The sequence below is a fragment of the Gammaproteobacteria bacterium genome (assembly GCA_034522055.1).
Lineage (GTDB): Bacteria > Pseudomonadota > Gammaproteobacteria > JAABTG01 > JAABTG01 > JAABTG01.
In genome coordinates this window covers 1,303,450-1,317,023 of the sequence record JAXHLS010000002.1, presented here as the reverse complement: position 1 = coordinate 1,317,023, position 13,574 = coordinate 1,303,450, and the positions used below count along the sequence as shown (strand labels likewise).

Below are 13,574 nucleotides of genomic sequence, written 5' to 3'. Positions count from 1 at the left end.
CCGGCATGCAGTCCGTCCCCGCCGTCGGGTCCCATTAGTGGTCCGCGTCTGCCGTGAGGGAATGATGAGAGCCTTCTGCGGCGCCGGCCGCCTGCTGGTGGTATCCCTCATCCTGGCGCTGCTCATCTGCGCCGACGTCTGCGCCGGCGGCTGGAGCGGGCGGGTGGTGCACGTGGCTGCCGGTGATCGCCTGAGCGTGGATAGCGGCGCCGGAACCGTGGTGGTGGGGCTCGCTCACGTGCGGGCGCCGGCCCGTGAGCACTTCTTCTGGGCGCGCGCGCGCCGCGCCCTCGGAGAGTTGGTGTTCGACCGCCGGGTGGTGGTGAACCCCCTGGGGGCGGACGCCGGGGTCCTGCGGGCCCGGGTGATGGTGGACGGCGTGGACGTGGCGGCGCTGATGGTGGAACGGGGATTGCTGCTGGCCGACGCCGCGGCGCCAAACGCCTTTCTGGTCATCGAGAACGCGGCGCGACGCCAGGGGCGGGGGATCTGGGGCAGCGGCCTGTCGCCCCGCGCCGGGGCACGCTGATGCCCGACATGGCGCTGCCCGATGGCCGCCGGCTGGCCTTCGAGAGCTACGGCGATGCGGCCGGCCGTCACGCCCTCTACTGCCACGGTTTTCCTACCAGCCACCACGAGGCCCGCCTGATCGACGGGGCGGCCCGCCGCCACGGTTTTCGGGTGGCCGCTCCCGATCGGCCGGGCTACGGCGGTTCCAGCCCCCGGACCATGGAGGGCGTGGCCGACTGGGTGGACGACGCGGGGGCCCTGCTGGATGAGCTGAACTGGCCCCGGGTGGTGGTCATCGGCGTATCGGGGGGTGGGCCCTATGCCCTTGCCTGCGCCGCCCGGCTGCCGGAACGCGTGGCCGCGGTGGTGTTGGTGGGAGCACTCGGCCCGGTGGGCGAGGTGCCCCTGCGCCGCGCCATGACGCCCCTGGCCCGTCTCGGCTTCTGGCTGGCGGCGGCGGCACCCGCGCTGCTGGGCGGCATATTCACCGTGGCCGGCCGCCTGTTGGCACGCTGGCCGGGGCTGTTGCGGCTGGGGCTGGGCGCCTGGGGCCCGGCGGCGGACCGCCGGGTCCTGGCCCGCGACGACGTCCAGCGGGCATTGCTGGCCGGGGTGGCGGATGCGCTCGGGAGTGGCGGCGGTGCGGCCGCCGCGGAACTGGCCCGCTATGCCCGCCCCTGGGGTTTTGACCTGGCCGCCGTGGGCCAACCGGTGCTGCTGTGGCACGGCACCGCCGATCACGTGGTACCCGTGCAGCATGCCCGCCGCCTGGCGGCGGATCTGCCCGACGTCAGCACCCACCTGCTGGTGGATGAAGGCCATTTTTCCGTACCGGTGGCCTACACCGACGACATCATGGCAGCCCTGGACGCCGCCCTGGACGCGAGCCCCTGAAGGCATCAGGATTCCGTGATGGCTATCCCGTACATCGCTGTCAATGGCTTATCTTCGAAGGTGCCGGTACCAGCCCTCCCGGTATGGCGCCGGGTTTCCCGCCTGGCGGCGTGGTATTGATGCGCGGCGGTGTCCCCATGGATCCCGAGAGCGACGTAGTGGTCGAGGCCTGGGCCGTCATCATGACCCCGCGGCGCAATCGCAAACGCTTCCCCGAGAACTGCGTGGAGATCCACGATTCGGCACAGGCCGCCCTGGCCGCGGCCGACGCCGCCCGCAACCGCCATCCCGCCCGCGTCTACGGCCCCTCCCGTTCCTCCGAGGGCCTGAAGGTCTATTATCTGATCCAGTGGCTGGATTAGCGGCAACGGTAGCGGCAGGGGGTCATCGAGGTGGCTCGCCATGGGGGCGGGCGGGCACTGCTTCGAGAAGACCGGAACCAGGAAATACACGAAAAGAGCGAAAGGAGAGCGGAGGCACCTTTGTCTCTCCTGCCGAGGTCGCTAGCCCTGCCTCCTCACCCTTCCGCCTTTTCGCGTGTTTCACGTCTGTCGTAGTTTAAAATGCTTTCCCGCGCCTGGAACACTGGGGCCGCTTCAGCGCAGGGACTCGCCGCCGTACTGGCCCACCTCGGGCGCCACGGTCCATCGATCCGGCCGGCTCATGGCCCATTCCCGGCGCATGCCCTCGGGTACGTCATGGCCGTCCAGCAGTTGGCCGGGCTCCAGGAAGTCGTAGATCTCGCCGAAATTCCTGATGCGCAGATCATCGATGCGCCGGAAGATGTGTTCGGGCCGGAGGTCATCCAGCCGTTCAAGGCCCATGGCGCCGAGAAGTTCCAGGGCGCCCCGCACGGTCTCGCGCTGGAAGCGATAGACCCGCTCTGTCTTGTCCCTCACATCGAGGCCGTAGACCAGGGATGGCTTTTGGGTGGTGACGCCGGTGGGACAGTGGTTGGTGTTGCAGCGCAGGGATTGGATACAACCCAGCGCCAGCATCATGCCCCGGGCCGAGGCGCACAGGTCGGCCCCCACCGCGAGGGCGCGAATGATATGAAAGCCGGTGAGGATCTTGCCGCTGGCGATGAGGCGCACGCGATCCCGCAGGCCCACCCCACGCAGGGCGCCGTGGACGAATATCCACGCGTCCCGGGCCGGCATGCCGAGGGAATTGGAGAACTCCAGAGGCGCCGCCCCCGTCCCGCCCTCGCCGCCGTCCACGGTGATGAAGTCGGGGGTGATGCCGGTCTCCAGCATGGCCTTGCACAGGGCGAAGACATCGCTGCGGTGCCCCACGCACAGCTTGAAGCCCACCGGCTTGCCTGCGCTCAAGGCCCGCAGACGGGCCAGGAACTGCAGCAGCTCGATGGGATTGGAAAAGGCGGTATGGCCAGGGGGAGACACCACCGTCTCGCCCACCGGAACGCCCCGGATGCGCGCGATCTCGGCATCCACCTTGATGCCTGGCAGGACGCCGCCGTGGCCGGGCTTGGCGCCCTGGGAGAGTTTCACTTCGATCATGCGCACCGTATCGCCGGTGGCCTGTTCCGCGAAGCGGTCCTCGTCGAAGCGCCCGTCGAGGGTGCGGCAGCCGAAATAGCCGGTGCCGATCTGCCAGATGAGGTCGCCGCCACCCTCGAGGTGATAGGGCGAGATCCCACCCTCTCCCGTGTTGTGGGCGAAGTTGCCTTTCCCCGCTCCCCGGTTGAGGGCCAGCACCGCGTTTTTGGACAACGCGCCGTAGCTCATGGCGGATATGTTGAGCACGGCGGCCTCGTAGGGTCGCCGGCAGTCGGGCCCGCCGATGGTCACCCGCGGCTCATCCGGCGGCGGTCCGTGGGCGGCCATGGAATGGGCAGCCCATTCATAGCCCACCCGATAGACGTCGCGCTGGGTGCCGAAGGGCCTGGTCTCCAATTCCCCTTTGGCACGCTGATAGACGATGCTGCGGAACTCACGCTCGATGGGATAGGCGTCGATGTTGTTCTCAATGAAGTACTGCTGGATCTCCGGGCGCACCATTTCCATGAAATAGCGGCCATGGCCGATAACTGGGAAGTTGCGCAGTACGGTATGGCTGCGCTGGAAGGAATCCCGCAGGCCGAGCAGGAACAGGGGCAGCAGCACCACCAGGGACCAGGCGATGGCGGGCCAGAGTAGACTCGTCATAGCCACCAGGGAAAGGATGATGACGGAAATGGCGAAAAACCAGTAACGGACCATTGAAGCTTCCTGTCGTTGCGCTCGGGTATCTTCCGCGTCTCCCTCCGCCGAGGGCGGGACCCGGCATGGCCATGGCGAGGCCGGATTTCAGTCGGCGTGGGCGTGCCCGCCTTCGGTATCCCGGGGGTCCCCCATGCCGCCCTTCACGCCGAGGGCGATGAGCAGGAGGTTGACGGGATAGGCCGCCACCAGCCCGATGGTCAGGGATACGATGAGGGAGGTCCAGAACAGGATGTCGCCCATGGTGGCCGCGGCCGCGAGCCACAGATCCACGCCGATGGCCGTTACCTCCATGACGGCGATGGTGGCGGTGTCGGCGTAGAAGGTGTCGATGAGGGCCCGCCTCACCGGCGTGCCCGCCTGGACCAGGGGCCCGAAGGTCATGGCATAGCCGAAGACGTAGGCGAAGCCCAGGGTGGTGAGGGCCGCGCCCCAGCTGCCGAGGGCTAGCAGGCCCACGGCGACCATCATCCCCGTCACCTCGCCGGCACCGCAGCCCGAGTAGCAATGGGCCACCGAGCGGAAGCCCTTGCGCCAGATGGAGTCGTTGGGGATCTCCTTGCGCCCCGAGTAGCGGTAGATGAGCAGGCCGAGGGGCCCGGAGTAGAGCACCGTCAGGAACCACACCACCTTCATGAGGGGCGCGATATGGGCGTTGTTGCGCCGCAGGTCGGCCACCAGCACGGCGCAGGAGATGGCGGCCAGCACCAGCCAGGCCGCCAGCAGATCGCCCCGGGACAGGAAGCCCCGCAAAGCCTCTTCGGACATCTACACCTCCGCTTGATATCGGCGCACGGCGGAAAGCGCCAATGATCCGGCGCGTTCCTTAACATGAAAGTCGCGAAGCCCGAACTCCCCCTCTCCCTCTGGGAGAGGGATTGTTGCGGCGGGGGGCGAGGGCCGCATTAACATTTGACCCTGCGTAGCTGCCGCGGGCCGGGCGGCACCATCAGCCCAGGTCCACCGGGAAGGGGTTGCGCTCGGCGAAGCCGCGCTGGTGCCAGTAGGGGTAGGGCGCGGGGACGGCGCTGGCGGCGTCGAGGCGGGCCACCTGATCGGGCGTCAGGTTCCAGCCCACGGCGCCGAGGTTCTGGCGCAGCTGCTCCTCGTTGCGGGCGCCGATGATGACGTTGGCCACGGAGGGTCGCTGGAGCAGCCAGTTGAGGGCGACCTGGGGCACCGATTTGCCGGTCTCCCCGGCCACCGCGTCGAGGGCGTCCACCACGGTGTAGAGGTACTCCTCGGGGACCTGGGGGCCCACGTCCACCACCAGCTTGTTGTGCAGACGCGAGCCCTCGGGCAGGGGCTGGCCGCGGCGGATTTTGCCCGTGAGGCGGCCCCAGCCCAGGGGGCTCCACACGATGGCGCTCACCCCCTGGTCCAGGGCCAGGGGCATCAACTCCCACTCGTAGTCCCGCCCCACCAGGGAATAATAGGCCTGGTGGCAGACGTAGCGGGGCAGGTTGTAGCGCTCGGCTAGCCCTAAGGATTTCATCAGGTGCCAGCCCGAGAAGTTGGAGACCCCCACGTAGCGAATCTTGCCCGCCCGCACCAGGTCGTCCAGGGTATTCAGTACCTCTTCCACCGGGGTGACGGCGTCGAAGCCGTGGAGCTGGTAGATGTCGATGACGTCCGTGCCCAGGCGCCGCAGGCTGCCCTCCACGGCCCGCGTCAGGTGATGGCGGGAGGAGCCCATGTCGTTGGGCCCGTCCCCCATGGGAAAGGTGCCCTTGGTGGAGATGAGCACCCGGTCGCGCCGGCCCTTGATGGCCTGGCCCAGGATCTCCTCGGCGGCGCCGTCGGAGTAGATGTCGGCGCTGTCGAACAGGGTGAGCCCCGCCTCCAGGCAGATATCCACCAGCCGGGTGGCCGCCGCCACGTCGGTGTCGCCCCACGCCTTGAAGAGTTCGCCCTTGCCGCCGAAGGTGCCCGTGCCCAGGCTCAACACGGGTACCTTGAGGCCCGATCGGCCGAGTTGTCGATGTTCCACGTCGCGCTCCTATGGTGACAAAGGCCGAGCGTGACCCATGGCAAAAGTTCGGTCAAGCGGGGGGGGCCGGGGCCCGGCGCGGGCCTCAATCGAGGCGGAAATCCCGCCCCAGGTAGGCATCCCTCACGCGGGGATCCGCCTGCACCTCGTCCGGGGTGCCCGCGCACAGTACGCGGCCGTCGCCGATGATGTAGGCGCGATGGCAGATCCCCAGGGTTTCGCGCACGTTGTGGTCGGTGATGAGCACGCCGATGCGGTGTGCGCTCAAGCGCCGCACCATGGCCTGGAGCTCGCTGATGGAGACGGGATCGATGCCGGCGAAGGGCTCGTCCAGCAGCATGAAGCGGGGTACGGTGGCCCGGGCCCGGGCGATCTCCACCCGCCGCCGCTCGCCTCCCGACAGGGACAGGCCGTAGCGATCGGCCAGGTGTCCGAGGCGGAACTCCGCCAGCAGTTCCTCCAGCAGGGTGCGGCGGGCCTCGTCATCCAGCTCGCGCCGCAGCTCCAGCACGCACAGCAGGTTGTCGCGCACGGTCATGCGGCGGAATACCGACGTCTCCTGGGGCAGGTAGCCGAGGCCGAGCCGCGCGCGCCGGTGCATGTCGGCGCCGGTGATGTCGTCATCGCCCAGGGTGATGCCCCCGCCGTCGGCGGGGACGAGACCCGCCAGCATGTGGAAACAGGTGCTCTTGCCCGCGCCGTTGGGCCCGAGCAGGCCCACCACCTCGCCCTGGCGCACATCCAGGCTCACGTCCGTCACCACGGTACGCCCGTGATAGGCCTTGCGCAGGCTGTGGGCCGTGAGGGTGACGGGAGTCGTTGTCCCCGCGGGTGCGGCGCTGCTCTGCCGGGTCAAGGCGGGCAGGGGGCGGGATGAACGGGCAACGAGGTGCGGCGCAGCCGCAGGTCCATTTTTTCCTCGCCATCGCGCACCTGAAGGATACGCACGGGCATCCAGTGAAAGGCCTCGGCGTGCCAGGAGAAGTCGCCGCGAGCTTCGCCGTTCCGCAAGCGCTCCAGCCTTGCCGCGGGCAGGCAGCCGTCGCCGTAGGGTACGGCATCGCGACCACTCAGCACGAAGGCCTGGGTCTCCACCGCGTCGCGCTCGAACACATGGAAACGGTACTCCGGTGCCGGGTCGCCATCCGCCGCCAGGCGTACCGCCAGTTGCAGCCGCACCGTCAGGGGGTCGAGCGCGCCGGCGGGCAGTGCCACGTCGATGGGGCCGCGGTGGCTGTCGCCGCGGGCGCGCAGGGCCTCCCAGTCGAAGCGGGCCTCCCAGTGCTTGTTGCGGCCGGGGCGCCGCACCACCTGCTCGTAACTGCCGGGCCGGATCATGCCCGCCGCCCAGCGGAATCGGCCCTGCTCCCCGAGGGCCAGCCCCAGGACGCGCAACAGCAGGGCGGTGGCGGTGGTGTCCGCGGCGTAGTGGTAACTGCCGCCTTCGTGGCGGGCGAGTTCGATATCCAGGTGGCCCACCTCCGAGCCCTTCCTGAACACCGCGTAGCGAGCCGTGTGCTCGGGCAGTGGCAGCGCCGTGGCGGCCTGTGGCGTGTCTGCGGTGGCCGCCGGCCCGCTCAGCCCCAGGGCGAGCAGCGCGGCGGCGAGCCGGCTGCGGGGCCGGTGCATGGTGGATTGGCGATGTTTCCCGGGCATATCAGTCTGCTGCTAGGGCACTCACGAAGGGGTATTTGCGCCAGCGTCGATGGTGCCATGTCCACAGTTGCGGGTAGGCCAGGATATGGGACTCCATGGCGCGGGCCATGACCGCCGCCGCCTCCTCGACGTCGCCGGGCCCCATATCCAAGGGCCCGTCGATGGTGAAACGCCATACCGGCTCCGCAGCCAGGGGCAGGGCCAGCAGCACCGGCGCCTGGCTGCCGAGGGCCAGCCGCGGCGGGCCGGCGGGCAGCTCGATGCGTTTGCCCAGGAACTCCACGGGGATGCCGCCATGTTTGGTGGCCTGGTCCATGAGCACGTAGAGCACCCGGCCGGCGCGCAGGGCCCGCCGCATGTCCTTGTAGGCCCGGATGCGCGATTCACCTGTGATGACCTCCATGCCGTGGCCGGCCAGGCAGTCGTAGAGGAAGCCCCTGGCGGTCTTGCGCGATTCCCGGGCCACCACGCTGACCGGCAGGCCATCCACCGCCAGCCGGGTGGCCATCAGGATCCCGTTGCCCATGTGCATGCCCAGCAGGATCACGCCGCGGCCCGCCGACAGGGCATCGCGCAGCCGGGCCATGCCGCTGATCTCGCAGTGGGTGCGGATCACGTCATCGGGCAGGCGGTTGCAACCCATGCCGATGATCTCGAGGATGGCGCGGTCGTTGTTCCGGTAGGCTTGGCGCAGGGTTGGTTCCGCCTTCGCCTTCGCCGGGGACGGGGCCGGCGTCCGCGGTAGCAGCCTGTCGAGCTGGCGCTGCAGGTCGGGACGCTGAAGCCAGGACAGCCGGTAGTGCAAGTTGCCCAGGTGTTCGCCGCTGCGCCGTACCAGCGCCATGCCGCCCAGCCGCTGGCTCAATCTGGCGACCACGCGCAGCAGTTCGAAAGCGAGGCGCCGCCGGCCCCGCCGCAGCCACCTAGGCGCCATGGGATGCGGCCTCCCGGGGGCTGAAATCACGCACCAGGCACCACGCCCGGTCCGTGGTCTCTCTGAGGCCCCATTGCGCCAGATTCGGCTTTTTATGTATCCAGTCGTTCACCAGCAATGGCTCCTGCGGTACGTGACCGATCCGTCGGTGCCAGGCATCGCGGTTCCGATCCTGTGGGGGTCCTTGCAGGGTGTGGGCGCGCGCTCCACGGGCGGTGGTGGTCGTCCCCGCCAAGACAAAAATCTTATACTAACCCACTCCGCCACCGGCCGATGTCTCCCCATGACCCATTCACAGCCCATCCCGCGGGCCGGCTTCCGGCCGGTGACGGCGGTCCCGGCAATGGCGGGGCGGCTGGTGGTTGCCGCCCGGCGCCTCCATGCGCCGGATTGAGCGCTACCTGGCGGCGGAGGTCATGCGGCCGGCCGGCGGGACGCTGATCGGGCTGGTGGTGGTCGTGCTGGTGTTCTATGCCAGCCGCATACTGGCCCAGGCGGTCGCCGAGGGCTTCTCCATCGTCGCGGTCACCCAACTGGCATTGCTCAGGCTCGGCATATTCATGGACGTGCTGGTGCCGGCCGCGCTGGTCCTGGGGGTGGTGATCGGCCTCGGGCGTCTGCAGACCGGCCATGAACTCACCGCCCTGGCGGCCCTGGGGGCCGGACGGTATCGCATCCTGTCGGCCCTGGCCTTGCCGGTGCTCGGCCTCGCGTTGCTGGTGGCTGGGGTGTCGCTGCTGTACCGGCCATGGGCCTTCGCCACCCTCTATGGCATCGAGGCGGAAGTCGCCGCACGTCTGGACCTGTCCCAGGTGGAGCCGGGACGCTTCACGCCCCTGGGCCGCGCCTGGCTGCTGTTCGCCGAAGGACGGGACGGCGACAACCTCGAACGGGTATTGGTGCACCGGCGGGGGGACGATGGCGGTGGCGGCGTATTGCGGGCCGGCCGGGTCCATCAGGAGGGCGTCCGGGCGGGCCGGCAACGCCTGGTATTCACGGGGGGGGTGGAGATGTTTCAGCCCGGCACCGGCGGCAGCCCCGATGTGGTGGGTCGGTTCCAACGGCTGGAAGTGGTGTTCACGCCACCGCCGCCGCCGGTGCGGGAACGGCTGCGCCGCGCCTTGCCCTTCGGCGAACTCCGGCAGGGGGGCGACCCCGTCTACCTCGCGGAACTGCAGAGGCGCTTGCTTGGTCCCCTGAGTGTGCCGCTGCTGGCGCTGGCGGGATTGGCATTGGGCCGCATCGATACGCGGCGCGGGCAGTCCACCCGGGTGCTCGGCGCCACCCTGGTGGTGGTGCTGTATTTCAGCGTGCTCGGGGTGTTGATGGAGGGACTGGAAAGGGGCCAGTTGGCCCCGTGGCCGGGGCTGTTCTGGCTGCCCCTGGCGGCCATTGGCCTGCTGCTGTCGCGCTACTGGGTCGCTCATCGTGGCCCGGGGGTACCCTTGTGAGGCTGATCCGTGCCTACCTGATGGCGAGGTTGATGCACGGTTATGCCATGGTGGGCCTGTCGCTGGCCGCGCTGTTGTGGCTGCTGGAGTTGCTGCAGCAAATGGAGGATGCCGGCACCGGCATGGTGCTCCCATTGGCCTGGCAGGCTGCACGGGTGTTGCCGGAGGCCCTGATGGACCTGCTGCCGGTGGTGGTGGTGCTGGCGACGGCCGCGGTGATGGGCGGTCTCAACCGTGACCAGGAGATCACCGCCATGCGGGCAGCCGGCATATCCCTGGGGCGTATCACCGCAATGGTGCTCATGCCGGCGGTGGCCGTGGCGCTGCTGGCCCTGGCGCTGCTGCAGTGGGGTACCCCCCTCTTCTACCAGGGCCCGACGACGATCACCGGACCCGACCTCGGGCAGGAGGGGTTGTGGCATCCCTCCCATGGCATCTGGCTGCGCCAGGACCAGACTTTCTTGAATGTCTCCAGCCTGGAACTCGGCCGTATCCCCACGAACGTCAGCGTCTACGAGTACGATGACACGGGACACCTGCAACGACACATCAGCGCCGCTCGGGCGCGGCCCGACGCCCCGGGAGGCTGGCGCCTCGAAGAGGCGGTGGTACGCGAGTTCGGCATGGCGAACGGGCCCCGCGTGCTCACCTATCCGACGTACACCTGGGCGTCCTTCCTGTCGGCGACGGAACTCGAATTGCTGCTGCACCCGCCCGGCAGTCTGCCCCTGACGGACCTGTGGAAATACGTGGGGACGCTGCGTGCCCGCCGCCAGGATACGGACGAGTTCGTGCTGGTGCTGGCCCAGCGCCTGGTGCTGCCCCTGGCGTGTGCCGGCATGGCCCTGGTGGCGATGGTCGCCGCGGTGGTTTCGTTGCGTAACCGCGCCGCCAGCCTGCGGGTGGCCGCCGCCATGGCCCTGGGCCTCGGTTACCAACTCCTCACCGGCATGTTGGCCCAGGCCAGCCTCGTGCTGGCCTGGCCGCCGCTGTCCGTGGCCGTGCTGCCACCCCTGCTGCTCTTGCTGCTGGGCCTGGGGCTGCTGCGCCGTGTGCGTTGATGAAACGTCCGGCAGGGGTGCCCGCATGAATGGAGTGGAAGGCATCTTCCCGAACAGACTATGGAGAGTCCTTTCCAATCCAGATATGAGTCTGAACGGGGACGGTCAGTGAGCCGGTGAAGTGTCTCGCCTTCAATCCCGGGACCGCCGCAGTGGTACGAGCCATGACGGAGGCGAGTCCTGCGCCCGAGGTCCCTGAGACATCCGTGGATCCCGCGACAGGTGGAATCGCCGGATCTTGCTTTAGAAAAATATTGGAGCTATCGTTTCTATAGAAACTATCCCCATAGGTTCAGGAGGAGATCCCATGGAAGTCACTGGAAAAGCCACCGAGCGCGCTGCAGTGCTGACCAAGGCCGTCATCGGAGCATCCGAATTTCTGGGCCTGAAACGGCCGGAACTGGCGAGGGCCATTGGTCTGAGCCCGGCTACCCTCAGCCGGATGTATGCCGGCCGGTACGTCCTGGACGAAAAGAGCAAAAACTGGGAGTTGGCAGCGCTGCTGGTGCGGCTCTACCGTGGTCTCGATGCCATCATGGCAGGCGACGAGCGGTCTCTGCAGGCCTGGATGCACAACGCCAATACAGAACTGCACGATGTCCCGGTAAGACTCATCGGCAACGTGGCGGGCTTGGTCAACGTGGTCTCCTATGTGGACGCACACCGCGCTCGCATCTGAGGCCGGGCCTGCGGCCGCTGAGGCGTGGCGGGTGGTGGAACACCAGTACACGGTGTCCACCCGAAAGGTGGTGGACACTCTGGATGAGCAGTCCCTGCTGGAAGATATCCTGGAGGAGACAAAACCCGCGTATCCGCCCGAGGCGGCGGACCTCCACTACCTTCTCAAGACCCCATTCCGTTATCCCCCCTCTCCCTTCGGATCACGGTTCCGGCGGCCGCATGACGGCCATGGCGTGTTCTATTGCTCCGAGGAGATCCGTTCGGGCCTGGCCGAGTTCAGCCACTGGCGCCGGCATTTCATCGAGGCCTCGCCTGGAACTCCCCTCCCCGGGACCCACGAGGCCCTGACGGTCTTCGCCGTGGACTACCAGGCGCAGTTGCGGCTCGATTTGACCCGGCCCCCTCTCGATGCCGACCGCACCCTATGGGTCCACCCCGACGATTACAGCGCGACCCAGGCCCTCGCCGAGGAAGCCAGACGGGGTGGTGTTGATGTCATTCGCTACGAGTCGGTGCGTGATCCGGAGCAAGGCGCCAACCTGGCGCTACTCGGGCCCGGGGCGTTCAATGTCAGAACGCCGATGGCACAACAGACGTGGTATCTCTACCTCGGCGCGACCGAGAGCAACTGCGTCCGTGCCGGACGCCACGAATCGTTCACATTCCCTGCACTACGCTAATAGCATGCCCGCGTTTCGTGTCTCTTGTCGTTTGTAAAGAAAAGGAAAATTGCAACCACGAAAGACGCGAAAGACCCGAAATAAAATCACTGGGGGGCTGGAGATTGCCTGGTTAAAGCTTTCGCGCCTTTCGTAGTTTAAAGAAAAAAGAAAATGCAACCGCGAAAGACGCGAAAGGCGCGAAACGGGAGCGGGCGGAGGGTTCTTCCGGCGTATCTTTAAATCCTTCGCGCATTTCGCGTTTTTCGTAGTTCAAAAAAAAGAAATGCAACCGCGAAAGACGCGAAAGGCGCGAAAAGGGAGCGGGCTGAGGGTTCTTCCGGCGTATCTTTAAATCCTTCGCGCATTTCGCGCCTTTCGTAGTTCAAAAAGCTTTTCTTACCTATCCGAGCGGCTCTGCCAAGCCTGTGGATTGGGGTTCACGAGTTCACCTCAACCTTGTGTGTTCTTTACCAAAATTTCGTGTTATTTCGAGTCTTTCGTGGTTCCAAATGTCTTTTCTCACCCCTGGCTGAACAACTCCGCCAGCCTGGTGCCGGGGTCGTCGGCGCGCATGAAGGCCTCTCCTACGAGAAAGGTGTGTACGCCGGCGGCCCGCATGCGCGCGACGTCTGTCGCTTCGTGAATACCGCTCTCGGTCACCACTACGCGGTCGGCGGGGATCTGTTCCAGCAGGTCGAGGGTGGTCTCCAGGCGGGTATCGAAAGTGCGCAGGTCGCGGTTGTTGATGCCCACCAGGGGAATATCCAGGGCCAGGGCGCGGTCCAGCTCCCCGGCGTCATGGATCTCCACCAGGACATCCATGCCGAGTTCGGTGGCCAGGGTCGCCAGTTCCGCCAGGCGGGCGTCGTCCAGGGCGGCGATGATGAGCAGGATGCAGTCGGCGCCCATGGCCCGTGCCTCGTAGACCTGGTAGGGGACGATCATGAAATCCTTGCGTAGTACCGGCAGGGTGCAGGCCTCCCGGGCCTCCCGCAGGTACTCCTCGCCGCCCTGGAAGAATTCGCGGTCCGTGAGTACCGACAGGCAGGTGGCGCCACCGCGCTCGTAGCTGGCGGCGATGGCCGCCGGGTCGAAGTCGGCCCGCAGCAGACCCCGGGACGGGGAGGCCTTTTTCACCTCGGCGATGACGGCTGCCTGGTCCTTCGCCAGGCACCCGCGTATGGCACCCTCGAAGGGCCGCACCGGCGGGGCGAAGGTCAGCCTGTGTTTGAGTTCTGACAGGGGCAGGCGTTCTGCCTGCTCCATGACCTCGATGGCCTTGTGGTCGAGGATCCTCTGCAGGATATCCGGTGTATCGGTCATGTCGGCGTTCCCTGGTAATGGCCGGTCGATGCGGTCCATTCTAACCCGAGCCGGACCCTTACGGTCCCTTCAGCCGTCGGCCAGGGCCCTCAAGCCATTGCAATTCGCGCGCATCGCCGGGGCCCCGGGAGGGCGCTGCGCAGAAGAGTCCCTGCAGGATGGTGCCGGCCCGTCGACCATGAGGCATTTT

At 67.6% G+C, this 13,574-nt stretch carries 15 protein-coding genes; 7 read left to right on the top strand and 8 right to left on the bottom strand.

What is annotated here, in order from left to right:
* The first annotated feature begins 61 nt into the window (after positions 1-61).
* From U5S82_06385 to U5S82_06375, 3 genes are all read left to right on the top strand, one after another.
* Entirely contained in the window at positions 62-529 is a 468-nt protein-coding gene (locus tag U5S82_06385) for a thermonuclease family protein (GenBank protein MDZ7751283.1), read from the top strand.
* Positions 529-1,404, top strand: coding sequence for an alpha/beta fold hydrolase (locus tag U5S82_06380; protein MDZ7751282.1), 876 nt, complete (start codon positions 529-531; stop codon positions 1,402-1,404). Before U5S82_06385 ends, U5S82_06380 begins: the two co-directional genes overlap by 1 nt.
* A 137-nt stretch (positions 1,405-1,541) precedes the next feature.
* A complete protein-coding gene (locus U5S82_06375; protein ID MDZ7751281.1) occupies positions 1,542-1,766 on the top strand; it encodes a hypothetical protein in 225 nt (74 codons plus the stop codon).
* 234 nt (positions 1,767-2,000) lie between these two features.
* Here the strand turns inward: U5S82_06375 and U5S82_06370 are convergent, their stop codons facing one another.
* The 7 genes from U5S82_06370 to U5S82_06340 form a co-directional block, all read right to left on the bottom strand.
* A complete protein-coding gene (locus U5S82_06370) occupies positions 2,001-3,626 on the bottom strand; it encodes an FMN-binding glutamate synthase family protein (protein MDZ7751280.1) in 1,626 nt (541 codons plus the stop codon).
* An 87-nt stretch (positions 3,627-3,713) separates the two neighbouring features.
* Positions 3,714-4,394: a DUF4396 domain-containing protein gene (locus U5S82_06365; protein ID MDZ7751279.1), complete on the bottom strand. Its 681-nt coding sequence runs from the start codon at positions 4,392-4,394 to the stop codon at positions 3,714-3,716.
* Positions 4,395-4,575: 181 nt separating this feature from the next.
* Positions 4,576-5,616, bottom strand: a complete 1,041-nt coding sequence (locus U5S82_06360; GenBank protein ID MDZ7751278.1) for an aldo/keto reductase — start codon at positions 5,614-5,616, stop codon at positions 4,576-4,578.
* An 85-nt stretch (positions 5,617-5,701) separates the two neighbouring features.
* Positions 5,702-6,472: an LPS export ABC transporter ATP-binding protein gene (gene lptB, locus U5S82_06355; protein ID MDZ7751277.1), complete on the bottom strand. Its 771-nt coding sequence runs from the start codon at positions 6,470-6,472 to the stop codon at positions 5,702-5,704.
* Positions 6,469-7,272, bottom strand: a complete 804-nt coding sequence (locus tag U5S82_06350; GenBank protein ID MDZ7751276.1) for a DUF3108 domain-containing protein — start codon at positions 7,270-7,272, stop codon at positions 6,469-6,471. Before U5S82_06350 ends, lptB begins: the two co-directional genes overlap by 4 nt.
* A gap of 1 nt (position 7,273) precedes the next feature.
* Positions 7,274-8,206, bottom strand: coding sequence for a lysophospholipid acyltransferase family protein (locus U5S82_06345; protein ID MDZ7751275.1), 933 nt, complete (start codon positions 8,204-8,206; stop codon positions 7,274-7,276).
* Positions 8,196-8,318, bottom strand: a complete 123-nt coding sequence (locus U5S82_06340) for a hypothetical protein (GenBank protein ID MDZ7751274.1) — start codon at positions 8,316-8,318, stop codon at positions 8,196-8,198. Before U5S82_06340 ends, U5S82_06345 begins: the two co-directional genes overlap by 11 nt.
* A gap of 268 nt (positions 8,319-8,586) precedes the next feature.
* On the opposite strand from U5S82_06340, the gene U5S82_06335 reads away from it, so the two are divergent.
* The 4 genes from U5S82_06335 (at position 8,587) to U5S82_06320 (ending at position 12,079) form a co-directional block, all read left to right on the top strand.
* Entirely contained in the window at positions 8,587-9,657 is a 1,071-nt protein-coding gene (locus U5S82_06335; GenBank protein ID MDZ7751273.1) for an LptF/LptG family permease, read from the top strand.
* Entirely contained in the window at positions 9,654-10,718 is a 1,065-nt protein-coding gene (locus U5S82_06330) for an LptF/LptG family permease (protein ID MDZ7751272.1), read from the top strand. Before U5S82_06335 ends, U5S82_06330 begins: the two co-directional genes overlap by 4 nt.
* Positions 10,719-11,025: 307 nt before the next feature.
* The gene (locus U5S82_06325; protein MDZ7751271.1) at positions 11,026-11,397 is read left to right on the top strand and encodes an antitoxin Xre-like helix-turn-helix domain-containing protein; all 372 of its coding nucleotides are present in this window, start codon (positions 11,026-11,028) and stop codon (positions 11,395-11,397) included.
* Positions 11,369-12,079, top strand: a complete 711-nt coding sequence (locus U5S82_06320) for an RES family NAD+ phosphorylase (GenBank protein ID MDZ7751270.1) — start codon at positions 11,369-11,371, stop codon at positions 12,077-12,079. The genes U5S82_06325 and U5S82_06320 overlap by 29 nt, the downstream gene beginning before the upstream one ends.
* Positions 12,080-12,580: 501 nt before the next feature.
* Here the strand turns inward: U5S82_06320 and trpC are convergent.
* The gene (gene trpC, locus U5S82_06315) at positions 12,581-13,384 is read right to left on the bottom strand and encodes an indole-3-glycerol phosphate synthase TrpC (protein ID MDZ7751269.1); all 804 of its coding nucleotides are present in this window, start codon (positions 13,382-13,384) and stop codon (positions 12,581-12,583) included.
* Positions 13,385-13,574: the final 190 nt, after the last annotated feature.

What these genes read in the sequence shown, in the direction of transcription:
- U5S82_06385 (MDZ7751283.1), top strand. Translation starts at nt 62, where the DNA reads ATGATGAGAGCCTTCTGCGGCGCCGGCCGCCTGCTGGTGGTATCCCTC.
- U5S82_06380 (MDZ7751282.1), top strand. Translation starts at nt 529, where the DNA reads ATGCCCGACATGGCGCTGCCCGATGGCCGCCGGCTGGCCTTCGAGAGC.
- U5S82_06375 (MDZ7751281.1), top strand. Translation starts at nt 1,542, where the DNA reads ATGGATCCCGAGAGCGACGTAGTGGTCGAGGCCTGGGCCGTCATCATG.
- U5S82_06370 (MDZ7751280.1), bottom strand. Translation starts at nt 3,626, where the DNA reads ATGGTCCGTTACTGGTTTTTCGCCATTTCCGTCATCATCCTTTCCCTG.
- U5S82_06365 (MDZ7751279.1), bottom strand. Translation starts at nt 4,394, where the DNA reads ATGTCCGAAGAGGCTTTGCGGGGCTTCCTGTCCCGGGGCGATCTGCTG.
- U5S82_06350 (MDZ7751276.1), bottom strand. Translation starts at nt 7,272, where the DNA reads ATGCCCGGGAAACATCGCCAATCCACCATGCACCGGCCCCGCAGCCGG.
- U5S82_06345 (MDZ7751275.1), bottom strand. Translation starts at nt 8,206, where the DNA reads ATGGCGCCTAGGTGGCTGCGGCGGGGCCGGCGGCGCCTCGCTTTCGAA.
- U5S82_06335 (MDZ7751273.1), top strand. Translation starts at nt 8,587, where the DNA reads ATGCGCCGGATTGAGCGCTACCTGGCGGCGGAGGTCATGCGGCCGGCC.
- U5S82_06325 (MDZ7751271.1), top strand. Translation starts at nt 11,026, where the DNA reads ATGGAAGTCACTGGAAAAGCCACCGAGCGCGCTGCAGTGCTGACCAAG.
- U5S82_06320 (MDZ7751270.1), top strand. Translation starts at nt 11,369, where the DNA reads ATGTGGACGCACACCGCGCTCGCATCTGAGGCCGGGCCTGCGGCCGCT.
- trpC (MDZ7751269.1), bottom strand. Translation starts at nt 13,384, where the DNA reads ATGACCGATACACCGGATATCCTGCAGAGGATCCTCGACCACAAGGCC.